Here is a 23,944-nt window from a genome sequence, read left to right as displayed (position 1 = left end):
GCTAAGAGTGCTCCGCCAAAGAGTTGGGTTGCTTTCATTTGGTTATTCCGGAAATTTTTATGCTCTATGCGCTTTCTGCCTTTGAACACTGCAGTCTACCGATTTGCCCATTTGTGACCGGGATAAAGCATTTTCTTGTTTCTTCTCCTATAGGCCCCAGTGGTGTAGTGCTTAAAGTGAGGTGTATTCCATCTATCTCGAAAGATATGTCTTGAAATCCAACATAAGTAAAGTCGGATGAGAACAATTGACCTTCAAGGTCGCACACACTCGCTCGGGACGTCGCGCTCCAATTGCCGTCGAGACTCAATGTTTCGATATAAAGACACGCATCTTCAAACATCCTTAAGTATCGAGCCAAGACATTCCCAACTCTCCCGGAAGTGGCGTCGGCTACTGCTGAATAATTTAGCATGTCGGCACCCGCAAAATTAATTAGGCTCAAGGTAATAAAAGCAATGACCAATTTTCTCATTTGTTGCTTCTCCTTGCGCCGAACGTCTGTTGAATATTTTTTGCGCTGATCAACTCGCGTTTGTAAACAGCTGTGAACGGACTCTCGCTTTAAATTTGGTGTTCTGAAAATTCCCCGCTGGGGGTTATTTAAACTGTCTTTCGCGTTGACGCCGGTAGAAGGTAAGTGCTTCGCTTCAGCGTTCTAGGGGTGATTTTTCGGGGGGGGTGCAAATTATCGGTAATAATTCGCTCGCTTTTATAGGGGCGATACATTCATATATTTGTTCGTTGACCGGATAGAGAGGAGTAATGCTGAGGTAGAATTTAATTCCGGCGCCTGAGAACGAAATATTATAGAAGTGCGCGTCTGCTACCTGATCCCAAAAGGACCGCCCTTCATAGCTGCACATTTTTCTTACCGATTTTATTTCTAGGTTTGTTGCGCTGAGGATACGGAATACTGCGCAGTTACCTTTTTTGCTTAGTGAGTACTTTAATATTTCATTATTGATAATGGTGGAGGTTTGCTCATAAAGTTCACGGTTTTCGGCTACCGCTTCAGAAGAGATAAATGCCAGCATGGTTAATAAGGTTGCTATATTGCCCATAGGGTGACTCCGCTTAATCTAGATAAGTTTTTCGTTTATTGAAACGATCAGCTGGTACGCTCAGCCACCGGTTCCTGTCAAAAAGCACTTCTCTAATTTTTGAGAGATTATTGTCAACTATCGGTTTTTGAATATAGGTTCTAGTAATGGGTGTGTAGTCGCCGCGGTATATCAAATCCACTGCGATGTCTTGGATGCGACGATCTGTTTTTGTCCAGTTTAATTGGCCATACTCGTCTATATTGAATTGAGCCTTGGAAATCCGTATAACTTCGTCCTTCATGTGCTTGTAAACTGGAATAAAAAGATCGTACTGCTGCTTTCTCGAAATTGTCTGCCTTCTGATCTCTTCCGGTGCGGATTTTAGATAATCTCGTGCAGCTGGGCCGGACAGCCCTATACCCCCGATAAGCCATGAATGCAAAGGTTGTTCAATATCTGCCGCCGATAGATCAGTAAAAGCATTTGGCCTTTGCCCAAGATCATATCCGCGACCAATCGTTATGCCCGACGCACCGCCTGGCCAATGGACTACTCGACTGAAGTATCGATACAAAGGATTATTCGGGTCCTCAATGTCATTACCTTCTACGTCGAAGGTGAGCTGCCCAAAAGGCACTTTCAACCACGAGAGATCATTGTCATCAATTGCTGCCGAAAAATTGCCCCCAATCCCCACCGGATGAAAGTGATAAACCTTCCCGTCCTCCGGCAGCCCAACCTTCTCCATCACCTCATCCCACCAACACAACGCCTTGATCCGCTCTTTCTCCGCCAACCAGTTCACATGCGGCGTCGAGCCGCTATGGCCGAGCAGTTCGTCCAACGCATCCCACTTTTGCGGGCGGTGGAACCATTCGCTTTCCTTGAGCACGATCAGTTGTGAGATCGATTGGGCGTGGGCCGGTACGTTGAGGGCTGTTTGCAGCTCTTCGGCGGTCATCTTGCCGTCGTGGTTGCGGTCGATGATGTCGAACAGTCGGCGCTGGACCGGCCCTTTGTCGCCCGCGTCGGCCATCGGGCCGTAGCGTTCCAGTTGCGCGCCGCTGAAACGGTCTACGGCGCGGTGGAATGAGGCCAGGTGTTCTCGGGGGGACGAGTAGTCGAAGATCACTTCGTAGCCGTCCCATGACCAGGGATTGACCCATGGCGTCACGCCAACTTCTTCGCACACCCAGCCGTCCAGCGCAGCGTTGTCGCCATCGTTCAGCAGGCCATCGAGGCGGTACCAGTTTTGTGCTTTTCGTTCAGGCGTGGCGAAGACGGCGATCTTGTATTTGTCCGGTAAGTCATCGAGCAGGCTTTTGGGAACCAACAGGTCGGCGTCGCTGAAGCGGTTGGCTCTCGCTAAATGTGGGGGGCGCGTGGTGTTGTAATCATCTTGATGCGCCAATACGGGGGTGCCCTTGGCGAGCTTCAGCCAAGTCTTGTCGCGCTTGGGCAACCGTTCGGCCCAGGCGCGACTGGCTTTGAGGAAGGCGCGCGCGTCTTGTTCGCTGAACACTTCCAGGTGCAGTTTGTTTTCCGGGCGATCCGCGTTGTAGCTTTGGTACTCGCCGATGTGGCCGATCAGATCACCGGCCTTGATAGGCACCGGTTCGTCCAGCACCACCACTCGATCATGCGCCAGCGGTTCCAGCTCCCCTCGCAGCGAGGGGTAATGGACGTATTGGTTGACGCGCTCCAGCTTTCGGAATTCGCCTTCGCCACTGATAGTCACTTCGGTGCCCGGCGGCAATTCCAAAAGAATTTCACTGAGGAGATTCGCTTCGGCACGCACATTCAGCGAGCTACGGCTCCTGACGCGATACTGATTTGCAGAAATGAGCTCCAGAAAATAGACAGAAAGGTAGCCGCGCAGCGCACCTTCGGCATCGATCAAAACCTCCGGTCCAAGGGTGTTTTCCAGTTTGCGGAATTCACCGTCGCCGCTGACAGTTACCGCGGCGCCGGCAGGCAGGAATGTCAGCACCTTGCCTTGACGGGCCATGTTGCGCACGTTCAGGCCGCGTTGTTCGGAGCGACCGTAGAATATGTCTTGTACCGTTTCCTTCACCCAACGGGTCTGCCCCTCAGGCCAGAAACCCGGGCGCGTCAGGGCTGGGTCTTGCTGGTAAGCCGCCCAGTCCTGCAAATGCATGTACAGGCTGTAGATGATCAGGCTGGGCGGTGTGTCCGGGCTGCCCTTGATTTTCGGTGGCTGCAAAAGATGGCGCACGAGCACGAAATTTCGCGAGAAGGGTTTGTTCACGACGAGCTTGTTGAATTGGTAGGCCGTGGTCGGTGCGTGTTGATCGATGCGATACGCCACCACTTCTCCGTCGGCCAGGCAGTGCACGCTGGATTGATCGAACTGGCTTGCGGTGCCCGCGTCGAAATGCACGCCGCCATGCCAGAGGCCATTGCGCCCCAGTGGGAAGTAACCCGCCGTGGCCTTGGCCAGTTGAGTCAAGTGCAGCAATGGGTGGTTTCTGTCCTTGAAGGGATGGCTCCAGGTGTTGACTGGCGACAGCCCGACATCCTGATGTTCAAGCGGCGAAGGGGCGTTGATGGGCCTGGTATCCGGCGTCGGCCAGATGGGAGGACCCGCTTGATCGGGTCTTGAACCCCTGCGATTGTCGGAGCGTTCGAAAAGGCGAAGCAGTGAGTTGAGCATGGTTTATTTGGCCTTTGGTTTCGTGGAGGGGATCAACCGGAGAAGTCCGTTAGCGCTGCGGATCTGGCGTCGTGTTCAGCCAGCTCAGGCAGTGTTTTCAGCGGTGCGGCCTGTTCGGCAGCCTCTTGCACATATTCGAAATTCGCCGACTTCACGACAAAGTCCCCCCGCGTCCCCGACTCGATGAGGCCCTCATCCAGCGTGATGTAGCTGCCGCCTGCGTTGAGGGTGATCTTTTTCTTCGCGACGATGCGGATCTCGTCTTCGGTGCTGCTGATGTCCAGCCCATGACGCGCCATCAGTTCCAATCGGTCGTTCTGCGCCTGCACCATCACCGGCCCTTGGTTGGCGATCAGCTTGAGGCCCAGCTTGCGCACGAACAGGCTCACCCCCTGGCCCACGCCGATGAACAGGCGCTTGACCACGCTGAGGTCGGCCTGGCCGCCGGCGTTGAGCATCAGGTTGTGTTGCGCGGCGAGTTGCAGGTGTTTGCCGCTGGTCAGCGCGATGCCTTGCGGAGCGCTGAGCAGCAGGACGGAGGTTTTGAGCTGTTCGAGGTCTTGCCTGAGCAAGGCCAGTTGCGCTTGCACGTCGGCGGGTTCGGCCTGGCTCGCCTGCGCGTCGCTGGAAAGGTTGTCCAGCTGGTCGGCGGCCTGCTGCAAGCGGTCTGTCGCCGCGCTCATTTCCAGGACGTCACCCTTGGCCTTGACCTGCTCATCCGCACTGATAAACACCCCCCTGCCACCCCGAATCGCCCCCCAGCCATCGGTGCGCAACTCAAACCCTTCCCCACGTTTCTTGCGCGCGGCGTCCACCAAATGCCCCAGGTTCAACTGGCTCTTGCCACTGTGTTCAGTGCTGAGCTTGATGTGTTCCTCCCCGCGGGTGTCGTCCAGGCGCAGTTTGTTGTTGGTCGGGGTGCGCAGGACGTTGCGGCGCTCGTTGCGGGCGGTGACCGGGTCCGGGTGGCGGTCATCGTGCAGGGCGTGGGCGATGTAGGGGCGGTCGGGGTCGCCGTGTTCGAAGGCGATCGCCACTTCGGTGCCGGCCTGCAGCGGGAGGTGCAGGCCGTGGGTGTCGCCGCCGTAGGGCCGGGCGAGGCGTAGCCAGGCGCTTTCGCGGCCGGGTTGCCAGGTGTCGCGGTCGAACAGGAAGCGCACTTTGTAGCGGCCTTCGAAGTCGAGGTCGGCGTACGGCGGGTTGACCACCGGGTGGCTGACGCGGGCGGGGAGGGTGCCGCTCATGCGCGGCTTGGGCAGCAGCGCGGGGCGAAAGCACACGGTTTCCGAGTAGGGAATGGCTTGGAAGTGGGCGACGAAGCTGCGGTCGCGGGCCGCTTCGGTGCGCAGGCTGACGATCACCGCGCCGGGCTCGAAGGCCTTCGGCGGGCCGCCGGTGATGTCGAGGCGCTGCGCCGGGGCCAGGATGGCGCTGCTGGTGGTGCCGCTGAGGCGGGTCTGGTCGTTGAGGTAGAGCTCATGGCGCAGACGGGCGTAGAAGAAACCGCTTTCGCTTTGCAGGTCCTCGTCCAGGGCGTAGCGCTCGCCCAGCACCGTGTAGGGGTCGCCGTAGTGATAGGCCTCGCCGTAGGTGCCCTTGGCACCTCGGGTGTGGTCGACTTCACCGTCCAGAAAGGCATGGGCCTCGCGGTGATGGTAGGCGCGAAAGTTGATCCTTTGCTCGACCATCCGGTGGGCGGTCTGCAGGTTCCAGACGGCATCCTGGCCATCGGCGGACAAGCCCGACGGCGGGCGGCACGGCAACGTGACGCCGCGCTGGTAGTGCCGCTGGTCGTCGTGAAATTCCACCACGTCGATGTTCAGGCGATCGTCGCTGGTGACGCGGTACCAGATGCCGACCTCGGCCAGCAGGCGCTCGACGAATGCCAGGTCGCTCTCGTCGTATTGCATGACCTGTTCGCGCCGGGGGTACTGGCGCACCAGGTTGAAATAGAACTCCTCGCCACGAAAATCGTGGCGCGTGCGCAGGATGTGCTCGACGATCTCCGGCACCGACTGCTGCTGGTAGATGCGAAACTGCTTGCCGCGCCCAAGCCGCGCGAAACGCGGTTGCAAGGTGATTTCATAGCGGGCTTCGTCGTTGGAGCCGGACAGGCGCTTGAAGCCTGAGATCACCCCATGAAAGGCGCGCAACGGCTTGATCACCGGCGGCTTGAAGCCCTTGGGCGTCGGCGGTGGCGGCACGGCGTACAGGTTGAAATAACCCCAGCGGTTGAGCACGTCGGTGGCCGCCAGGTCGCGCTCGGTGCAGGTGAATTCGATGCGGTAGAGGTAGGGACGACTCAGGTGTTCTTCGCCGGTGAAGGCCAGGACGTCGAGGTGAGTGTCGACGCCGGAGATTCGCAGGGTGTGGCGGCTGTGGTCGAAGAAGGTCGGGAGTGGGTTAGTCATGGATGCCCCTGGAAAACCACGCTCATGGCGCGTGGTTTTTTGTTGTCGAGGGGACCAGATTGGCTCACGGCGAAGGGCAGATACCATAGGCAAACCGCCCGTTCTGAAAATTCAGAAACGTCCTATAAAGGCGCGTTCCTCTTCCTTAGGAAGTTGCCTACAGGGGAGCCGATTGCCTAGGGAAATAAGTGGGAAGGGGAGGGTTATTGGCCATCTGTCGTCATCCCCCAGCCAGAAGTGAACTTGCCGCTCGTTGATGCCTCCGAGCAAAAGGGCCATCCAGCCTGCTGACGGCTGCAAGCCACCGGTCAAGCCAATGATCGGAAGCGTGCAAAGCGTTGTGGCTCTTCCAGAGTGACGAATCCGGCATTTATTTAAAGGACTAAACCATGACAACCTTCGATAGTACGAAAGTGGATTCCCATACCGTGAGAACCGGCCCGGGCACTGTCCAGGTCGACCTCACCGGCCAGTTCGATGATGCCCAGAGCATCACTGTCCAGTCGGACGGCAAGATATTGATTGGCGGCTATACCGAGTACCTGGCATGGGGATACCCCGGGGCGCCAGGTGAGGAAAGCTACGGTTACGAACAGAACCATTCCGTTATCCGCCTGAATGCGGATGGAAGCCTGGATACCGGCTTTCATGACGGTGGCGTCGACATGGTACCGGCCACGACAGCGCCAGCGTCCCGCTATGAGCTGACGGCGGTGCAGTTCGATGGCAAGGTGCTTGTCGCTGTGGCGCTGAACACCGGCATACAGGTGGAGCGCTATAACAGCGACGGGACGCGCGATGCTGGCTTTGGTCAGAACGGCGTCATGACGGTCGACATCGGCCATGACTTCAAGGATATCGACCTGACGGCCAATACGGACGGCACCTTTCAGGTCAGTGCCCGCGGGTTTGACCAGGCGACCGTGACCAAGGTTGGCAATGACGGCAGCTTGTTCGACGGCTTTGGCAACCATGGCGTGCTGACCGTCGATATTTCCGAAGATCCGTTCTTCAACGGCGGGATCTCAACTGCCGTGCTGGCGGATGGAAGCGTCGTGGTCGGGGCTGCCTACAACGCCGCTGGTGTGGGCGATCCGACGTTCGCCTTGCAGCGTTTCAACGCCGACGGTCAGTTGGACACCCGTTTCGGTGATGATGGCGTCCTGCATTTGAACGCCACCATGGGGTTTGGCGAAGACTCGGTGGTCACCGTGCAGGCTGACGGCAAGATCATCGTGATGGGCCATGGCGAGGGCGATAGCTTGGCTACCGTGGCGCGGCTCAACGCTGACGGATCCTTCGACAGCAGCTTTGGCAGCAATGGCTCGGTGACCTTCGAGGCCGACACGCCGGTGGCTTTGACGGTACAAGCGGATGGCCGGATTTTGGCTGCCGGCACGAACAGCGGAGATTTCAATGTCATCCGCCTGAACGCCGACGGCAGCCTGGACACCAGCTTCGGCAGCCAGGATGGCAAGCTCCACGTGGATGGGTACGCTGGCGAGGAAATCCTGCGCGGCACCGATGCCGCCGAAATCATCCATGGCCTGGCGGGCGACGATGTGCTCCAGGGCGACGGCGGACGTGACGTGTTGCAAGGTGGCGCAGGCGCGGACATTTTCCGTTTTGCCGAATTGGGCGACAGTTTCCGCACCGCCACATTGAACAACAGCGACCGCATCCAGGACTTCGATGTCTCTGAGGACCGCATTGACCTGATCGGCTTGGGCTTCACCGGGATTGGCGACGGGCATGACGGTACGTTGGCCATCCAGGCGAGCGCGGACGGCACTCGCACGTACCTCAAGAGCTTCGACGCCGATGCCGCCGGGCAACGTTTTGAACTGGCCCTGGACGGTAATCTGGTCGGGCAGTTGAACAGCACCAACCTGGTGTTTACCGCGCCTACCGTCGAAGGGACGTCTGCCAACGATACGATCAACGGTTCTGCCCTGTCGGAGATCATCCGTGGCCTCGACGGCAATGACCGTATCAACGGCGGCGCCGGAGCGGATGTCATCATCGGCGGCGCGGGCGCCGACCGTCTCAACGGCGGAGACCGGGCCGACATTTCGTTGTGGACGGACAACCGTGAAAACGCCGACGTATTCCGCTATCTCTCCACCGACGACAGCTACCGGACTGACAGCCAGAGCTTTGCCGACCTGATCGAAGGCTTCACGGTTGACGACAAGATCGATGTGTCGGCGCTGGGCTACACCGGTTTCGGAGAGGGTACGGACACTACGCTGAAGTTGGTTTACAACGAGGCACTGGACCGCACTTACCTGAAGGATGCGGAAGCGGACGCCCAAGGCCATTCGTTCCAGATCGCACTGGCTGGGGACTGGCGGGAAAGCCTTGGCGAAGACAACATGGTCTTTGCTCCCGCAGCGGCGCCCGACGCCGAATTAGGCCTGATCGGGGTGGCGCCAGATGTCGATCAATGGCATTTGCTGAGTTGACGGGCACAAAAAAACCGCGTGGCAGACAGACGCTGCCACGCGGTTTTTTTCACTTCAGACGTTAAAGCGGAAGTGCATCACGTCGCCGTCCTTGACGATGTATTCCTTGCCTTCCAGACGCCATTTGCCGGCTTCCTTGGCGCCCGCTTCGCCCTTGTACTGGATGAAATCCGAGTAGGCGATGACTTCGGCGCGGATGAAGCCTTTCTCGAAGTCGGTGTGGATGACGCCGGCGGCTTGCGGGGCGGTAGCACCCACGCGAACGGTCCAGGCGCGGACTTCTTCGACACCGGCGGTGAAGTAGGTCTGCAGGTGGAGCATTTCGTAGCCGGCGCGAATCACGCGGTTCAGGCCTGGCTCTTCCAGGCCCAGGGCCTCGAGGAACATGTCTTTCTCTTCACCGTCGTCCAGCTCGGCGATTTCCGCTTCGATCTTGTTGCAGACCGGAACGACCATGGCGCCTTCTTCTTCGGCAATGGCCTTGACCACGTCCAGGTGCGGGTTGTTCTCGAAACCGTCTTCAGCGACGTTGGCGATGTACATGACCGGCTTGGTGGTCAGCAGGTGGAAGCCCTTGATCACCTGTTTCTCGTCGGTGCTCATGTTCTTCATCAGGCTGCGCGCAGGCTTGCCTTCGGTGAAGTGGGCGATCAGCTGTTCCAACAGGCCTTTCTGGACGACGGCGTCCTTGTCGCCACCCTTGGCGTTTCGAGCGACTTTCTGCAGTTGTTTCTCGCAGCTGTCGAGGTCGGCGAAAATCAGTTCCAGGTCGATGATTTCGATGTCGCGTTTTGGGTCGACGCTGTTGGAAACGTGAATCACGTTCTCGTCTTCGAAGCAGCGCACCACGTGGGCGATGGCATCGGTCTCACGGATGTTGGCCAGGAACTTGTTACCCAGGCCTTCGCCTTTCGACGCACCGGCCACCAAGCCAGCGATGTCGACGAATTCCATGGTGGTCGGCAGGATACGCTTGGGATTGACGATCGCCGCCAAGGCTTCCAGGCGTGGATCGGGCATCGGCACGATGCCGCTGTTCGGCTCGATGGTGCAGAAGGGGAAGTTCTCGGCCGCGATCCCTGATTTGGTCAGGGCGTTGAACAGGGTGGACTTGCCGACGTTAGGCAGGCCGACGATGCCGCAATTGAATCCCATGGTGTTTCCCCTCGGATAAGTGTCAGGCCTTCTGGCTGTGCAGGTTTTTCATCGCGCGGTTCCATTCACCGGCGAGGATATCCGGCAGCACGCCGAGGGCGAAGTCGATGCTGGCATCGAGTTTTTCCTGTTCGGCGCGAGGCGCACGACCCAGGACAAAGTTTGAAACCATACTGGCAACGCCCGGGTGGCCGATGCCGAGCCGCAGGCGGTGAAAGGTATTCTGATTACCCAGTTGCGCGATGATGTCGCGCAACCCGTTGTGACCGCCATGGCCGCCGCCCTGCTTGAGCTTGGCGACGCCCGGAGGCAGGTCGAGTTCGTCGTGGGCCACCAGGATTTCTTCCGGCTTGATGCGAAAGAAACCGGCCAATGCCGCCACGGCCTGGCCGCTGCGGTTCATGTAGGTGGTGGGAATCAACAGGCGAACATCCTGACCCTGGTGCGAAAAGCGCCCGGTCAAGCCGAAATATTTGCGATCGGCGGCCAGGCTGACGCCTTGGGCGTGCGCGATGCGCTCAACAAAAAGGGCCCCTGCGTTATGCCGGGTCTGTTCGTATTCGGTGCCTGGATTACCCAGGCCAACGATCAGTTTGATGGCAGTCACGATAGGGGCCCTTCCTGGAGTGGTGGATAACATGTCGCGTCAGACGGTGTGGCGACAACGAACGAAAATTGCGGATCTACCGTTAAGTAAACTTCGCGTTCTTGCCCGTTGTCTCGCTACGTTCCAGTCCGCGATGTTTCCGGTCACTCCGGCGACAGAGTGAAATTACTCTGCAGCGCCTTCTTCAGTAGCTTCTGGAGCAACACGTGGAGCGTGGACGTTGGCAACAGCCTTGTCATCACCGTGAGCCAGGGCAACAAACTCAACGCCTTTAGGAGCCTTGAGGTCGGACAGGTGAATGATCGTGCCGACTTCGGCGTCAGCCAGGTCGACTTCGATGAATTCAGGCAGGTCTTTCGGCAGGCAGGAAACTTCGATTTCCGAAGTCACGTGCGAGATCTCGCCGCCTTTCTTGACCGGGGCAGCTTCGTTGATGAAGTGCACTGGAACAACAGCAGTCAGCTTCTGACCGGCAACAACGCGGACGAAGTCAGCGTGCATCACGTGGCCTTTGGCCGGGTGACGCTGCAGGGCTTTGATCACGACGTTTTGCTTGGTGCCGCCAATGTTCAGCTCGATGATGTGGCTGTAGGCCGCTTCGTTTTCGAGCAGTTTGGCAACTTCCTTGGCCAGCATGCTGATGGACTCAGGGGCTTTTTCGCCACCGTAGACTACAGCTGGAACCAGGCTTGCGAGACGACGCAGGCGGCGGCTCGCACCTTTCCCCAGGTCGGAACGCACTTCAGCATTCAGAGTAAAATCGTTCATGTTGTATCTCCAAAATAGCCATTTCCGAATGACGTCTGCGACCGACGCCAAAGCGGTATGGGCAAAAAAGCCCCGCCCCAACATGAGTGTTGGGGCGGGGCGCTTTTCGTCAACGAGACATTCAGGAAAGGGCAGGGCCCTTAGCGGAACATCGCACTGATCGATTCTTCATTGCTGATGCGGCGAACCGCCTCGGCAACCACCGGTGCGATATCCAGTTGACGGATACGCGCACAGGCTTGTGCTGCAGCGGACAACGGGATGGTGTTGGTCACCACCAGCTCGTCCAGCACGGAATTTTCAATGTTTTCGATCGCCCGACCGGACAGCACTGGGTGTGTGCAGTAGGCAAAGACCTTGGCAGCGCCATGCTCTTTCAGGGCCTTGGCCGCGTGGCACAGGGTGCCGGCGGTATCGACCATGTCATCGACCAGAATGCAGGTACGCCCTTCGACGTCACCAATGATATGCATCACTTCGGAGTGATTGGCTTTCTCACGGCGTTTGTCGATGATACCCAGATCAACGCCCAGGGATTTGGCAACGGCCCGTGCACGCACGACGCCGCCGATATCCGGGGACACGATCATGAGGTTTTCGAAGCGCTGATCTTCAATGTCATCCACCAGGACTGGGGAGCCGTAGATGTTATCCACGGGAATATCGAAGAAGCCCTGAATCTGGTCAGCATGCAGATCGACCGTGAGTACACGATCGATGCCGACTACGGTCAGCATATCGGCGACGACTTTCGCGCTGATAGCCACACGTGCGGAACGCGGACGGCGATCCTGGCGGGCATAACCAAAGTAAGGAATAACAGCAGTGATACGAGTAGCCGAGGAGCGGCGGAAGGCATCAGCCATCACGACGAGTTCCATCAGGTTATCGTTGGTCGGAGCGCAAGTCGGCTGAATAATGAAGACGTCTTTACCGCGAACGTTTTCATTGATCTCGGCAGTGATTTCGCCGTCGGAGAACTTACCGACAGAAATGTCACCGAGAGGGATATGCAGCTGACGTACGACACGCCGAGCCAGATCGGGGTTGGCGTTCCCCGTAAAGACCATCATCTTGGACACGCGCAGTACCTGAAGGCTGAGGGTATACCTGGATGAGTATAGGAAAATGGCAGGGGCGGCTGGATTCGAACCAACGCATGGCAGGATCAAAACCTGCTGCCTTACCGCTTGGCGACGCCCCTGTATCTGTTGCTGCGAGTGCCCAGCACTCGATTCCTTTTAGAGCAGGCTTTGCAGCTTGCGATGCAACATCGAAACGTTGCTTCCTTTTGCTACAAACCCTGTAAGGGTCTCTGTCAGAAGGGCCGAGACTTTATCAGCTTCAGCTTTGCTTGGGAAGCCCCCAAACACACAACTTCCAGTTCCGGTGAGTTTTGCTTCGGTAAAATTACCTAACAAATTCAATGCGTTACGAACATCTGGATAACGCCTTGCTACCACCGGTAAGCAGTCATTTCGACTGTTTCCCTTGGGAACGGGGCGCACTTTAATGGGAGGAGAGTTACGTGTCAACAGTGGATCTGAAAAAATTTCTGCTGTACTTACAGATACTTGCGGCACCAGCACCAAGTACCAGGGTTCTTCGGGTTCTACCGGCGTGAGTTTTTCCCCCACACCCTCGGCAAAAGCCGCGTGGCCACGCACGAAAACCGGCACGTCGGCGCCCAGCGTCAGGCCCAGGGCCGCCAAGCGATCCATGTCCCAGCCCAGTTGCCACAAATGATTCAGGCCCAGCAAAGTCGTCGCCGCATTCGAACTGCCGCCACCGATGCCGCCGCCCATGGGCAGGATTTTTTCGATCCAGATATCGATGCCCAGCGAACAACCGGATTGTTCCTGGAGTTTTTTCGCGGCCTTGACGATCAGGTTGCTGTCGTGGGGAACGCCAGCGAATTCGGTGTGCAAGCGGATCACGCCATCGTCGCGCACGGCGAAAGTGATCTCGTCGCCGTAGTCCAGGAACTGAAAGATTGTCTGCAGCTCGTGGTAGCCGTCCGGTCGCCGGCCGAGGATGTGCAGCATCAGGTTGAGCTTGGCCGGAGAGGGCAGCGTCAAGCGTGTTGCGCTCATGTCATTGCCCCAGCTTGCGCGGCTGCCATTGCTTGATGACCAGCGTGACGTCGAGGTTGCTGCCGTGCAGCTTGATGCGCTCGGGCAACCAATAGCCGTTCTGCTGGGCATAGCTGAGGTATTCGATCTGCCAGTCGTCCTGCTCCAGGTTGGACAGGCGACTGTCCGCGTCGAGGGTCAAGCGGCTTTTGCTGTCCGGTGCCGGCAGGCCGCGAACCCACCAGGTCAGGTGCGACACCGGCAGTTTCCAGCCCAATTGTTCTTCCAGCAGCGCTTCAGGCGTTGGCGCCTCGTAGCGCCCCTGATTGGCGACTTCCAGCGAAACCTGGCCCGGCCGGCCGGTCAAGCGTGCGGCGCCACGGCCCAGCGGCCCGGAGAGGCGAATGTCGTAGTAATCCTGGCGCTGCAGCCAGAACAAGGTGCCGCTGCCCGAATCCTTTGGCGCGCGAATACCGATCTTGCCGTCGATCTGCCAGCCATCGAGGCCACTCAATTGTTGCTTGTGCTCGCGCCACTGGGCCTGGTTGCCCTGGCCCTGGACGGATTCACGGGCGCCGAAGCCCGCGCAACCGGCGAGCAGGGCGATGAAACTGAAAACGATGAAATGGCGCAAAAACATAATCTTAAAGAGTCTCTGATCCGGTCAGGCGTTTGATGGTGCTGCGCAGGATGGGGCTGTCGGGCTGTTCCTTGAGGAACTTGTCCCAGATCTGCCGGGCTTCGCGTTGCTTGCCATTGGCCCACAACACTTCACCCAGGTGAGCGGCGACTTCCTGATCGGGAAAGCGCTCCAGCGCCTGGCGCAACAGGCGTTCGGCTTCGTCGAGGTTGCCCAGGCGGAAGTTCACCCAGCCGAGACTGTCGAGTACCGCCGGGTCTTCCGGGTTGATCTGGTGGGCCTGCTCGATCAGCACCTTGGCTTCATCGTAGCGGGTAGTGCGATCCGACAGGGTGTAGCCAAGGGCGTTGAGGGCCATGGCGTTGTCCGGGTCGCGCTGGATGATCAGGCGCAGGTCTTTCTCCATCTGGGCCAGGTCATTGCGTTTTTCCGCCAGCATGGCGCGGGTATACAGCAGGTTCAGATCGTCCGGGTATTGCTTCAAGGCTTGTTGCAACACGCCCCAGGCCTTGTCGCCCTGGTTGTTGGCCGACAGGGTCTCGGCCTCGATCAGGAAAAGCTGGATACCATAATCCGGCTGGGTGTCACGCTGGATGGCCAGGCGACTCTGGGCCTCGGCCGTCCTGCCGTTGCCCATCAGGATGTCGGCCTGGCGCAACTGCGCCGGGAGATAATCATTGCCCGGGCCGACCTGGGCGTATTCGATCAGGGCACTCTCGGGGTCGTTGCGCTCCTCGGCGATGCGACCGAGGTTGAGGTGGGCCGAATCGACATGGCTTTCCCGCGCGATCAGGTCTTCCAGGTAGCCCTTGGCCTCTTCCCAAGCCTTGGCTTCCAGGCAGACCAGTGCCAGGGAATAACGCAGGTCATCATCCTCCGGGTACTGCTGCACCAGGCTGGAAAACTCGACCTTGGCGTCGTCCATGCGGTTGTTCTCGACCAGCATGCGCGCATAGGTAAGGCGCAGGCGTTTGTCGTCCGGATATTTCTTGATGCTTTTTTCCATCAGCGGCAGGGCTTCGTCGCCGCGGTTCATGCCTTGCAGCAGCCGTGCACGCAACAGGATGGGCGCCACTTCGCCGGCCTCTGGCGGGTTGTCTTCCAGCAGGGTGAGGGCGCCCTGGGAGTCGCCGTCCTGTTGCAGCAGCAGGGCCTTGCCGAAAATCAGTTGTCCATTGTTCGGATGACGCTGCAGCAGGCGATCGAAGCTCTTCATCAGGCCGGCGCGGGTTTCCTGGTCGGTATCGGCGGCGGACAGCGCCAGGAAGTCGAAATGGGTATCGCCTTTGCCCTGCAGGACTTTTTCCATATACGTCATGGCATCGTCATAGCGTCCGGCACGTGCCAGTTGTATGGCGGCGGCGCGTTGCGCTTCCAGATCGTCCGGGGCGTTCTTCGCCCAGATCAGCGCAGTATCCAATGCAGGCTGGTCAGCGCCCAGGTATTCGGCGATGCGAAACGCGCGCTCGGAAATCCCCGGGTCCTGGGTATTGATGGCCTGGGTGACGTAGTTGTCCAGCGCAATATCGAAGCGATTGCGCTGGCCCGCCAGCTCGGCACTCAGCAGGCTGAAGATGGTCTCCTCGCTGAACGAGCCGTAGACCTTGGGCTTTTCGGGGGTCGGGGAACTGTCTTCGACCGGTGGCGTACCGTCCGTCGAAACGGGGGCCATGGACTGGCAGCCGCCGAGGAAGGCAAAAGCGAGGAGCAACGCAAAGGATCTATTCATATAGGAAGAGGACGACTAACCTGCGGTCGGATCATCATGACACAAGCCATCGGTCAAACATAACCGAGTCTCGGCGGATGCTTTATAGGCACAGGTAATTGTGACAATAGTCGGGGGTGGTTGTTCTGGATCTGGCGAAGTAGGACAATTGCCGGCTTCACGTCACCATCAGCGACCTTGAATGGCCTTCCTTGCACTTGGTATTAACCACAAGACTGCTTCAGTAGACGTCCGCGAGCGCGTGGCCTTTACGCCTGAGCAGCTGGTTGAGGCCCTGCAGCAGCTCTGCCGACTCACCGACAGCCGCGAAGCTGCGATCCTCTCCACCTGCAATCGCAGCGAGCTTTATATAGAACAGGATCACGTTTCGGCCGATTCAGTGCTGCGCTGGCTGGCCGAATACCATGATTTGAGTCTTGAAGAGCTGCGCTCCAGCGCCTATGTGCACGAAGATGATGCGGCCGTTCGTCACATGATGCGCGTCGCCTCGGGGCTTGATTCGCTGGTGTTGGGCGAGCCGCAGATCCTCGGCCAGATGAAGTCGGCCTACGCCGTGGCGCGCGAGGCAGGCACCGTCGGCCCGCTGCTGGGGCGGCTGTTCCAGGCCACGTTCAATGCCGCCAAGCAAGTGCGCACCGACACCGCCATTGGCGAGAACCCGGTGTCCGTGGCGTTTGCCGCGGTCAGCCTGGCGAAGCAGATTTTCAGTGACCTGCAGCGCAGCCAGGCGTTGCTGATCGGTGCCGGCGAGACCATCACCCTGGTTGCCCGCCACCTGCATGACCTGGGCGTGAAACGCATCGTGGTCGCCAACCGCACGCTGGAGCGCGCCAGCACCCTGGCCGAACAGTTCGGCGCCCACGCGGTGCTGCTGTCCGACATTCCCGCCGAGCTGGTACACAGCGACATCGTCATCAGTTCCACCGCCAGCCAGTTGCCGATCCTAGGCAAGGGCGCGGTGGAAAGCGCCTTGAAGCTGCGCAAGCACAAGCCGATCTTCATGGTCGACATTGCCGTGCCGCGTGACATCGAGCCGGAAGTCGGCGAACTGGACGACGTTTACCTCTACAGTGTCGATGACCTGCACGAAGTGGTTGCCGAAAACCTGAAGAGCCGGCAAGGCGCGGCCCAGGCGGCGGAAGAGATGATTACCGTCGGCGCCGAGGATTTCATGGTGCGCCTGCGCGAGCTGGCGGCGGTGGACGTGCTCAAGGCGTATCGTCAGCAAAGTGAACGGCTGCGTGACGAAGAATTGCAAAAGGCCCAGCGCCTGCTGGCCAACGGTGGCAGTGCCGAAGAGGTGCTGGTGCAACTGGCCCGTGGCCTGACCAACAAGCTGCTCCACGCGCCCAGCGTCCAGCTCAAGAAACTGACCGCCGAAGGCCGCCTCGATGCGTTGGCCATGGCCCAGGAACTTTTCGCCCTCGGTGAGGCTTCACCGGATAGCTTTTCGGATAAAAAATCGCAATGAAAGCGTCACTGCTCAATAAGCTGGACATTCTCCAGGACCGTTTCGAGGAACTGACCGCCTTGCTGGGCGACGGCGAGGTCATTTCCGACCAGAACAAGTTCCGGACCTACTCCAAGGAGTACGCGGAAGTCGAGCCGATTGTCGCGACCTATAAACAGTTGCTCAAGGTGCAAGGCGATCTCGAGGGCGCCCAGGCGCTGCTCAAGGACAGCGACCCGGACATGCGCGAAATGGCGGTGGAAGAGGTGCGCGAGGCCAAGGAGCAACTGGTCGAGTTGGAAAGCAACCTGCAGCGCATGCTGCTGCCCAAGGATCCGAACGACGGGCGCAACGTGTTCCTTGAAATCCGCGCCGGCACCGGTGGTGACGAGGCGGCGATCTTTTCCGGCGACCTGTTTCGCATGTACTCGCGCTACGCCGAGCGTCGTGGCTGGCGTGTGGAAATCCTCTCGGAGAACGAAGGCGAACACGGCGGCTATAAAGAAGTCATCGCCCGGGTCGAGGGTGACAACGTCTATGGCAAGCTGAAATTCGAATCCGGCGCCCACCGCGTACAGCGTGTGCCGGCCACCGAATCCCAGGGCCGCATCCACACATCCGCCTGCACCGTGGCGGTGTTGCCCGAGCCGGACGAACAGGAAGCCATCGAGATCAACCCGGCGGACCTGCGGATCGACACCTACCGCTCCTCCGGCGCGGGCGGCCAGCACGTCAACAAGACCGATTCGGCGATCCGCATCACGCACTTGCCCTCGGGCATCGTGGTCGAGTGCCAGGAAGAGCGCTCCCAGCACAAGAACCGCGCGCGGGCGATGTCCTGGTTGTCGGCCAAGCTCAACGACCAGCAGACCAGCGCCGCCGCCAACGCCATCGCCAGCGAGCGGAAATTGCTGGTGGGCTCGGGTGATCGTTCCGAGCGGATCCGTACCTACAACTTTGCCCAGGGCCGGGTCACCGACCATCGCGTCAACCTGACCCTGTATTCCCTGGATGAAATCCTTGCCGGTGGTGTCGACGCGGTGATCGAGCCCTTGCTGGCCGAATACCAGGCCGACCAGTTGGCCGCGATTGGCGAATAGGCACAGGTGAATAAATGACCATCATTGCCAGTCTGTTACGCGCCGCCGAGCTGCCGGATTCGCCCACGCCACGGCTGGACGCCGAGTTGCTGCTGGCCGCTGCGCTGGGCAAGTCCCGCAGCTTCCTGCACACCTGGCCCGAGCGGATCGTACCCAGCGAGGCGGCGCTGTTGTTTTCCGAGTACCTGCGTCGCCGTCGCTCCGGTGAGCCGGTGGCCTACATTCTCGGGCAGCAGGGCTTCTGGAAACTGGACCTGGAGGTGGCGCCCCATACGCTGATCCCGCGCCCCGACACCGAGCTGCTGGTGGAAACCGCGTTGGCCTTGCTGCCGGCCACGCCGGCCCGGGTCCTGGACCTCGGCACCGGCAGCGGCGCGATAGCCCTGGCGTTGGCCAGCGAGCGCCCGGCCTGGAAAGTCACGGCGGTCGATCGGGTGCTCGAAGCGGTGGCCCTGGCCGAACGCAATCGTCAGCGCCTGGACCTGCGCAACGTGACGGTGGCGAGCAGTCACTGGTTCAGCGCCCTGGAGGGCAAACGTTTCGAATTGATCATCAGCAACCCGCCCTATATCGCCGCCAGCGACCCGCACCTGGCCGAGGGCGACGTGCGGTTCGAGCCGGCCAGTGCGCTGGTCGCGGGGCCGGACGGGCTTGATGACTTGCGCGCGATCGTTGACCAGGCCCCCGATCATCTCGAGGCGGGCGGCTGGTTGATGCTCGAACACGGTTACGACCAGGCTGAAGCGGTGCGCGACCTGTTGAGCGGCCGAGGGTTCGCCGAAGTCCACAGTCGCAAGGACCTGGGCAATCATGAACGCATCAGCCTGGGACGCCTGCCGTGCTGAACGATCAGGAATTGCTGCGCTATAGCCGACAGATTCTGCTGCAACACGTCGACATCGATGGGCAGTTGCGCCTCAAGCAGGGCCGCGTGTTGATCATCGGGCTGGGCGGCCTCGGCGCTCCGGTGGCGTTGTACCTCGCCGCCGCTGGCGTTGGCGAGATGCACTTGGCGGACTTCGACACGGTCGACCTGACCAACCTCCAGCGGCAGATCATCCACGACACCGACAGCGTCGGCCTGAGCAAAGTCGAATCGGCGGTGCGGCGCCTGACCGCCATCAATCCCGAGGTCCGGCTGGTGCCTCACACGGCTGCGATGGACGAAGACAGCCTGGCAGATGCCGTGGCGGCGGTGGACGTGGTGCTGGATTGCTCGGACAATTTTTCCACGCGCGAAGCGGTGAACGCTGCCTGTGTGGCGGCGGGCAAGCCATTGGTCAGCGGCGCGGCGATTCGTCTGGAAGGACAGTTATCGGTGTTCGATCCGCGTCGCGCCGAAAGTCCGTGTTACCACTGCCTCTACGGTCACGGCAGCGAAGCTGAATTGACCTGCAGCGAGGCCGGCGTACTTGGCCCGCTCGTGGGGTTGGTGGGCAGCCTCCAGGCGCTCGAAGCCTTGAAGCTGCTGGCCGGTTTTGGTGAGCCGCTGGTGGGGCGCTTGCTGTTGATCGATGCCTTGGGCACGCGTTTTCGCGAATTGCGGGTCAAGCGTGATCCGGGTTGCAGCGTCTGTGGCAAGCCGACATGAGTGAAGCGCCGGTCGGTGTGTTCGATTCCGGGGTCGGCGGGCTGTCGGTGCTGGGTGAGATCCGTCGGTTGCTGCCCAATGAATCTCTCCTGTATATCGCTGACTGCGGGCATATCCCTTACGGCGAGAAGAGCCCGGAATTCATTCGCGAGCGCTGCGCGATCATTGCGGGCTTTCTCCAGCGCGAAGGCGCCAAGGCGCTGGTGGTCGCTTGCAACACTGCGACGGTAGCCGGCGTGGCCGACCTGCGTCGCGATTACCCCGAGTGGCCCATCGTCGGCATGGAGCCAGCGGTCAAGCCCGCCGCCGCCGCCACACGAAGCGGCATCGTGGGTGTGCTGGCAACCACGGGCACCTTACAGAGCGCCAAGTTCGCCGCGTTGCTCGATCGTTTTGCCACGGATGTGCGGGTCATCACGCAGCCCTGCCCAGGGCTGGTGGAATTGATCGAGGCCGGTGACTTGAACAGCCCGGCCTTGCTTCAATTGCTACAAGGCTACGTCACTCCCTTGCTGGCGGCCGGTTGCGACACATTGATCCTCGGCTGCACGCACTATCCATTCCTCAAGCCGTTGCTCAAGCAGATGGTTCCTGAACATATCAGCCTGATCGACACGGGCGCCGCCGTGGCTCGGCAACTTCAACGCCTGTTGGCCGAACGGAATCTACTGGCCCACGGGCCGGCCAGTGAAGCGCAATTCTGGACCAGTTCGGATCCGCTACATTTAAGAAAAATCCTACCGACTCTATGGGATTCGTCTGACATTGTGCGAAACTTCGAACTGTAAAAAAAACGTGAAAATTGTGTAAATCGAGCTGAACTTCTGTTTTGGCGCCGATTTCTATAGCTCTGTCTGTTGTAAGAAAAAACTAACTAGGCTGTCGGAAAAGGATGTTTCTAATGAAGCGCTTATTCTGCTTTGCCGCGTTTGCGGCTGCATTGCTGGGGCACACTTACACCGCGCAGGCAGCGGGCGTCGAGTTCGGGGTAGGCCAGACTGGCGACTCGACCATGACCTACCGCCTGGGCATGCAATTCGATTGGGACAAAAGTTGGTTGCAGAGCGACGTGGGGCGCCTGACCGGTTACTGGAGCGGTGCCTACACGTACTGGGAGGGGGATGAGACCTCCAGCAACCATAGCTTGTCGTTTTCGCCGGTATTTGTGTACGAATTTGCCGGTCAGAATGTGAAGCCTTATATCGAGGCGGGCGTGGGCGTTGCGTTGTTTGAAAACACCGAAGTGGAAAGCAACAAGCTGGGCACGGCGTTCCAGTTCGAGGATCGCATCGGTTTCGGCCTGCGCTTCAAGGGTGGGCATGAAGTGGGCATCCGCGCCACTCATTACTCCAACGCCGGCATCAAGTCGACCAACGACGGTGTGGAAAGCTACGCGCTGCACTACACGATGCCGTTGTAACACTCGATCCTGTGGGGGCGGGCTTGCTCGCGAATGCGTAGTGTCAGTCACATCAATGCTGGCTGAACCGCCGCTTTCGCGAGCAAGCCCACTCCCCCAATAAACGCGGATTTCCTACCGATACGCCGTCGTGATGCCCTGTCGCTCCTCCAGGCATTCCGGCGCACCCATTTCGAATTCCCTGCAAATCAGCGGACGCCTCTCGTAGATCGTGCACATCATGCTGTCGCGATCCAGCGCTGCGCACCAGCCATCGTCGAGCCGCAGCATGACTTCCCCTCCCCAATCGTCGGTGTCGATAAACCGCTCGGGAACGCCGGTGTCGGTGATGAGCATGACTTCGAGCTGGCAGCAGCACGCCGCGCAGGTCGAGCAGGTGACGACCGGCGCGGGGAGTTCAACGAGAGGGATGGTTTTCATGGGGCGCAGTGTAAGGCAACCGGGCCGATCAGGGTTGTCCCTTGATCGGGGATTGTCCTGCTTTTTGGCAGGCGGCGATGTCGCCTTGGGTGGGGTCGCTTGATGACGGTAACGGCCAGAGCTTCGTCATGGAGACAGCAGGCAAGGCCATCTCGTGGGGGCGTCCCTCCAGTTGCGTCAGTATGTGGCTCGCTGCCGTTTCAGCGGTCCATCGGGCCAGCACTGAAAAGTCCTCATCGACACCTGTCGCCGAATTGCCGAAGCCAGGGACGACCAATGTGAGGTCGATCCCCTTGGAGGCCAGGTCGGCACGCACTGACTCGAATACTTGGCGCATCGCGTTGCCGTCGCCCTCGGCTTGCGAGGGTCGCAAGTAAGTGACCGGGCTGGTGATGCCCACCAGATGCGGCTCGGCTCCCTGGTGTAACAATGGTCGCGCCGTCTCGATGCAGAAACTCGCTGCAAGCAAATTGCTGCGAATGATGTGTTCAATCAGTGTGCTATCGGTGGGTTGGCCGGCAACGTATTCAGCCGTGCCTGCATTGATGATCACTGTATCCAGTGCTCCCCATTCCTGGGCAAGCCGCTGGCCAATCTCTCGAACGGTCTGGCTGTCGGTCAAGTTGCCCGGCACCATCAGCACCTGGCCGGGAAATTGTTGTGAAAGGGTCTCGCAAGAGGGCGCGACGCGGGAACTCACGGCCAACTGCCCTCCGGCCTGAAGAATCGCTTCGGCCAACGCAGCCCCCAGTCCATTACTGGCACCGGTCAGCCAATATTTTCGCGCCATCGTTCTCCCCTTTTTGCGCACAGCCTTGATTTGAAATGAACCAGGCTTGGACCGTGCATCCTGCACAATGCCTTTAATGGCCCCTTCGATTAGTCAGACTACATAGCCTTCACAACTGATTGCATCCGGTCTTCAACAATTTCATGTTCGGTGATCGGCCATCCATGTCATCCCATGTCTTGTCGCGCTGGCAGATGCCTGAAGGCTGTCAGCGCACGTGCTCGGGATTCGGCCAGGTCGACGATCGGCCGATGGTATTGCACCGCGTCAAACAGATTGCCTTGTGCATTTGGGCTATGGACCCGTAGCCCGTCGAGATCGTTCAGTTCAGGTATCCATCGTTTGATAAATAGTCCCTCGCGATCAAATTTTTCCGATTGGCTCAAGGGGTTGAAGATGCGGAACCAGGGCGCGGAATCCGTGCCGGTGGAAGCACTCCACTGCCAGCCGCCATTGTTGGCGGCCAAGTCCCCGTCGATCAGGTGGCGCATGAAAAAACGTTCGCCTTCGCGCCAGTCGATCAGCAAATTCTTGGTCAGGAACATGGCGACCACCATCCGCAGGCGGTTGTGCATCCAGCCGGTCTCCAATAATTGACGCATGGCCGCGTCGATAATCGGCAGGCCGGTGCGGCCCTGCTGCCAGGCTTCCAATTCGTCGGGAGCCTTGCGCCAGGCCAGCGCTTCGGTTTCCGGGCGGAACGCGCGATGGCGCGACACGCGTGGATAGCCCACAAGAATGTGTTTATAGAACTCGCGCCAGAGCAATTCATTGATCCAGGCCACGGTACCGGCACTTCCGCTCTCGAATTCGCCCTGGTTGGCTTGCAGCGCAGCGTGCAGGCACTGGCGTGGTGAAACAACGCCGGCCACCAGATAGGCCGAAAGCTGGCTGGTGCCGGGGTGGGCGGGGAAGTCGCGCGCTCGCTGGTATTCATCGATGTGTTCATCGATAAAGGCGTCCAGCCGCCGTCGGGCCTCGTTCTCGCCGGCAGGCCAGAGGGCACGTAGCGCCTCGCTGGGAGGTGCGAAACCTTCGACGTGTGCGGGCACCGGATCGCTGGCGATGGCCGTGCGGGCTTGTCCGGTCGGCGCGGGAACCAGATTGGGTAGCGAAAGGTTCAAGCGCTGGTAGCACACCTTGCGAAACTGGCTGAACACTTGGAAATAGTTGCCGGTCCTGGTCAGGACGCTGCCGGGCCGGAACAGCAGTTGATCAAGGTAACCGTGGAACGCCACGCCTTGATCCTTCAGGGTTCGAGCAACCTCGCCATCACGCCGGGTTTCGTTCACGCCGTATTCTTCGTTGGCATGCACGGCGCTGATATTCAATTCGCGACACAGTGTTGCCAGCACCTGGGGCGCCTGGTCCCAGTGCGAAGCGTGGCGAATCAGCAGCGGAATGTTCAATGTGTTCAGCGCCGCACTCAACGAGGCGAGGTTGCGCAGCCAGAAATCGATCTTGCAGGGAGCATCGTCATGGGCGCGCCATTGCCCGGGGCTCATCAGGTACACCGCCACGCAGGGGCCCGCGGCTGCGGCTGCCGCCAGGGCGGTGTTGTCGTGCAGGCGCAAGTCGCTGCGCAGCCAGATCAGTTGCATGCGGT

20 protein-coding genes and 1 tRNA gene are annotated in these 23,944 nt (G+C 59.6%); 7 read left to right on the top strand and 14 right to left on the bottom strand.

Going from position 1 to position 23,944, the window contains the following annotated elements; all coding sequences use genetic code 11:
• Nucleotides 1-650: 650 nt before the first annotated feature.
• The 3 genes from Q7C33_RS21795 to Q7C33_RS21785 are packed head-to-tail and all read right to left on the bottom strand — an operon-like array spanning nucleotide 651 to nucleotide 6,131.
• The gene (locus tag Q7C33_RS21795) at nucleotides 651-1,064 is read right to left on the bottom strand and encodes a hypothetical protein (protein WP_258648267.1); all 414 of its coding nucleotides are present in this window, start codon (nucleotides 1,062-1,064) and stop codon (nucleotides 651-653) included.
• A gap of 13 nt (nucleotides 1,065-1,077) precedes the next feature.
• On the bottom strand, nucleotides 1,078-3,720 hold the full coding sequence (locus tag Q7C33_RS21790; RefSeq protein ID WP_407684147.1) for a hypothetical protein: 2,643 nt from the start codon (nucleotides 3,718-3,720) through the stop codon (nucleotides 1,078-1,080).
• 32 nt (nucleotides 3,721-3,752) lie between these two features.
• Entirely contained in the window at nucleotides 3,753-6,131 is a 2,379-nt protein-coding gene (locus Q7C33_RS21785; RefSeq protein ID WP_407684146.1) for a type VI secretion system Vgr family protein, read from the bottom strand.
• A gap of 389 nt (nucleotides 6,132-6,520) precedes the next feature.
• On the opposite strand from Q7C33_RS21785, the gene Q7C33_RS21780 reads away from it, so the two are divergent.
• A complete protein-coding gene (locus tag Q7C33_RS21780) occupies nucleotides 6,521-8,596 on the top strand; it encodes a calcium-binding protein (protein WP_258648264.1) in 2,076 nt (691 codons plus the stop codon).
• A 54-nt stretch (nucleotides 8,597-8,650) separates the two neighbouring features.
• On the opposite strand, the gene ychF is transcribed toward Q7C33_RS21780, so the two are convergent.
• The 8 genes from ychF to Q7C33_RS21740 all read right to left on the bottom strand — a co-directional run bounded on the left by ychF (nucleotide 8,651) and on the right by Q7C33_RS21740 (nucleotide 15,567).
• Nucleotides 8,651-9,751, bottom strand: a complete 1,101-nt coding sequence (gene ychF, locus Q7C33_RS21775; RefSeq protein WP_217860324.1) for a redox-regulated ATPase YchF — start codon at nucleotides 9,749-9,751, stop codon at nucleotides 8,651-8,653.
• A 22-nt stretch (nucleotides 9,752-9,773) separates the two neighbouring features.
• Complete coding sequence (pth, locus tag Q7C33_RS21770; RefSeq protein ID WP_030138575.1) at nucleotides 9,774-10,358, bottom strand: aminoacyl-tRNA hydrolase; 585 nt, start codon at nucleotides 10,356-10,358, stop codon at nucleotides 9,774-9,776.
• Between the two features lie 165 nt (nucleotides 10,359-10,523).
• Complete coding sequence (locus Q7C33_RS21765; protein ID WP_030138576.1) at nucleotides 10,524-11,126, bottom strand: 50S ribosomal protein L25/general stress protein Ctc; 603 nt, start codon at nucleotides 11,124-11,126, stop codon at nucleotides 10,524-10,526.
• Between the two features lie 140 nt (nucleotides 11,127-11,266).
• On the bottom strand, nucleotides 11,267-12,208 hold the full coding sequence (locus Q7C33_RS21760; RefSeq protein WP_003171603.1) for a ribose-phosphate pyrophosphokinase: 942 nt from the start codon (nucleotides 12,206-12,208) through the stop codon (nucleotides 11,267-11,269).
• Between the two features lie 47 nt (nucleotides 12,209-12,255).
• Nucleotides 12,256-12,330: transfer RNA gene (locus Q7C33_RS21755), tRNA-Gln, on the bottom strand.
• A 37-nt stretch (nucleotides 12,331-12,367) separates the two neighbouring features.
• On the bottom strand, nucleotides 12,368-13,219 hold the full coding sequence (ispE, locus tag Q7C33_RS21750; RefSeq protein ID WP_198796244.1) for a 4-(cytidine 5'-diphospho)-2-C-methyl-D-erythritol kinase: 852 nt from the start codon (nucleotides 13,217-13,219) through the stop codon (nucleotides 12,368-12,370).
• Between the two features lies 1 nt (nucleotide 13,220).
• On the bottom strand, nucleotides 13,221-13,838 hold the full coding sequence (lolB, locus tag Q7C33_RS21745) for a lipoprotein insertase outer membrane protein LolB (RefSeq protein WP_030138578.1): 618 nt from the start codon (nucleotides 13,836-13,838) through the stop codon (nucleotides 13,221-13,223).
• Between the two features lie 4 nt (nucleotides 13,839-13,842).
• Nucleotides 13,843-15,567: a tetratricopeptide repeat protein gene (locus tag Q7C33_RS21740; RefSeq protein WP_323155751.1), complete on the bottom strand. Its 1,725-nt coding sequence runs from the start codon at nucleotides 15,565-15,567 to the stop codon at nucleotides 13,843-13,845.
• A gap of 181 nt (nucleotides 15,568-15,748) precedes the next feature.
• Between Q7C33_RS21740 and hemA the strand changes: the two genes are divergently transcribed.
• From hemA to Q7C33_RS21710, 6 genes are all read left to right on the top strand, one after another.
• Nucleotides 15,749-17,038: a glutamyl-tRNA reductase gene (gene hemA, locus Q7C33_RS21735; protein WP_030138580.1), complete on the top strand. Its 1,290-nt coding sequence runs from the start codon at nucleotides 15,749-15,751 to the stop codon at nucleotides 17,036-17,038.
• On the top strand, nucleotides 17,035-18,117 hold the full coding sequence (prfA, locus tag Q7C33_RS21730; protein WP_217860320.1) for a peptide chain release factor 1: 1,083 nt from the start codon (nucleotides 17,035-17,037) through the stop codon (nucleotides 18,115-18,117). The genes hemA and prfA overlap by 4 nt, the downstream gene beginning before the upstream one ends.
• A 14-nt stretch (nucleotides 18,118-18,131) precedes the next feature.
• Nucleotides 18,132-18,962 (top strand): peptide chain release factor N(5)-glutamine methyltransferase, encoded by an 831-nt coding sequence (prmC, locus tag Q7C33_RS21725; RefSeq protein ID WP_407684145.1) that lies wholly within the window; start codon nucleotides 18,132-18,134, stop codon nucleotides 18,960-18,962.
• Nucleotides 18,956-19,708 carry a molybdopterin-synthase adenylyltransferase MoeB gene (locus Q7C33_RS21720; protein WP_030138583.1) on the top strand — a complete coding sequence of 251 codons (753 nt, stop codon included), beginning with the start codon at nucleotides 18,956-18,958 and terminating at the stop codon, nucleotides 19,706-19,708. The genes prmC and Q7C33_RS21720 overlap by 7 nt, the downstream gene beginning before the upstream one ends.
• Nucleotides 19,705-20,496 (top strand): glutamate racemase, encoded by a 792-nt coding sequence (gene murI / locus Q7C33_RS21715; RefSeq protein WP_030138584.1) that lies wholly within the window; start codon nucleotides 19,705-19,707, stop codon nucleotides 20,494-20,496. Before Q7C33_RS21720 ends, murI begins: the two co-directional genes overlap by 4 nt.
• A 113-nt stretch (nucleotides 20,497-20,609) precedes the next feature.
• Nucleotides 20,610-21,128: an acyloxyacyl hydrolase gene (locus Q7C33_RS21710; RefSeq protein WP_030138585.1), complete on the top strand. Its 519-nt coding sequence runs from the start codon at nucleotides 20,610-20,612 to the stop codon at nucleotides 21,126-21,128.
• A gap of 114 nt (nucleotides 21,129-21,242) precedes the next feature.
• On the opposite strand, the gene Q7C33_RS21705 is transcribed toward Q7C33_RS21710, so the two are convergent.
• The 3 genes from Q7C33_RS21705 to phrB form a co-directional block, all read right to left on the bottom strand.
• Entirely contained in the window at nucleotides 21,243-21,548 is a 306-nt protein-coding gene (locus tag Q7C33_RS21705; RefSeq protein WP_030138586.1) for a YkgJ family cysteine cluster protein, read from the bottom strand.
• Nucleotides 21,549-21,576: 28 nt separating this feature from the next.
• Nucleotides 21,577-22,338, bottom strand: a complete 762-nt coding sequence (locus Q7C33_RS21700; RefSeq protein ID WP_407684144.1) for an SDR family NAD(P)-dependent oxidoreductase — start codon at nucleotides 22,336-22,338, stop codon at nucleotides 21,577-21,579.
• Nucleotides 22,339-22,505: 167 nt separating this feature from the next.
• Entirely contained in the window at nucleotides 22,506-23,939 is a 1,434-nt protein-coding gene (gene phrB / locus Q7C33_RS21695; RefSeq protein WP_407684143.1) for a deoxyribodipyrimidine photo-lyase, read from the bottom strand.
• Nucleotides 23,940-23,944: the final 5 nt, after the last annotated feature.

The sequence above is a fragment of the Pseudomonas sp. BP11-1-1 genome, assembly GCF_052112105.1.
Taxonomy (GTDB): Bacteria; Pseudomonadota; Gammaproteobacteria; order Pseudomonadales; family Pseudomonadaceae; genus Aquipseudomonas; species Aquipseudomonas alvandae.
Note: the sequence above shows the minus strand (reverse complement) of the source record. Positions and strands in the feature narration are given on the sequence as shown.

What these genes read in the sequence shown, in the direction of transcription:
- Q7C33_RS21795 (WP_258648267.1), bottom strand. Translation starts at nt 1,064, where the DNA reads ATGGGCAATATAGCAACCTTATTAACCATGCTGGCATTTATCTCTTCT.
- Q7C33_RS21790 (WP_407684147.1), bottom strand. Translation starts at nt 3,720, where the DNA reads ATGCTCAACTCACTGCTTCGCCTTTTCGAACGCTCCGACAATCGCAGG.
- Q7C33_RS21785 (WP_407684146.1), bottom strand. Translation starts at nt 6,131, where the DNA reads ATGACTAACCCACTCCCGACCTTCTTCGACCACAGCCGCCACACCCTG.
- Q7C33_RS21780 (WP_258648264.1), top strand. Translation starts at nt 6,521, where the DNA reads ATGACAACCTTCGATAGTACGAAAGTGGATTCCCATACCGTGAGAACC.
- ychF (WP_217860324.1), bottom strand. Translation starts at nt 9,751, where the DNA reads ATGGGATTCAATTGCGGCATCGTCGGCCTGCCTAACGTCGGCAAGTCC.
- Q7C33_RS21765 (WP_030138576.1), bottom strand. Translation starts at nt 11,126, where the DNA reads ATGAACGATTTTACTCTGAATGCTGAAGTGCGTTCCGACCTGGGGAAA.
- ispE (WP_198796244.1), bottom strand. Translation starts at nt 13,219, where the DNA reads ATGAGCGCAACACGCTTGACGCTGCCCTCTCCGGCCAAGCTCAACCTG.
- lolB (WP_030138578.1), bottom strand. Translation starts at nt 13,838, where the DNA reads ATGTTTTTGCGCCATTTCATCGTTTTCAGTTTCATCGCCCTGCTCGCC.
- Q7C33_RS21740 (WP_323155751.1), bottom strand. Translation starts at nt 15,567, where the DNA reads ATGAATAGATCCTTTGCGTTGCTCCTCGCTTTTGCCTTCCTCGGCGGC.
- hemA (WP_030138580.1), top strand. Translation starts at nt 15,749, where the DNA reads ATGGCCTTCCTTGCACTTGGTATTAACCACAAGACTGCTTCAGTAGAC.
- prfA (WP_217860320.1), top strand. Translation starts at nt 17,035, where the DNA reads ATGAAAGCGTCACTGCTCAATAAGCTGGACATTCTCCAGGACCGTTTC.
- prmC (WP_407684145.1), top strand. Translation starts at nt 18,132, where the DNA reads ATGACCATCATTGCCAGTCTGTTACGCGCCGCCGAGCTGCCGGATTCG.
- murI (WP_030138584.1), top strand. Translation starts at nt 19,705, where the DNA reads ATGAGTGAAGCGCCGGTCGGTGTGTTCGATTCCGGGGTCGGCGGGCTG.
- Q7C33_RS21710 (WP_030138585.1), top strand. Translation starts at nt 20,610, where the DNA reads ATGAAGCGCTTATTCTGCTTTGCCGCGTTTGCGGCTGCATTGCTGGGG.
- Q7C33_RS21705 (WP_030138586.1), bottom strand. Translation starts at nt 21,548, where the DNA reads ATGAAAACCATCCCTCTCGTTGAACTCCCCGCGCCGGTCGTCACCTGC.
- Q7C33_RS21700 (WP_407684144.1), bottom strand. Translation starts at nt 22,338, where the DNA reads ATGGCGCGAAAATATTGGCTGACCGGTGCCAGTAATGGACTGGGGGCT.
- phrB (WP_407684143.1), bottom strand. Translation starts at nt 23,939, where the DNA reads ATGCAACTGATCTGGCTGCGCAGCGACTTGCGCCTGCACGACAACACC.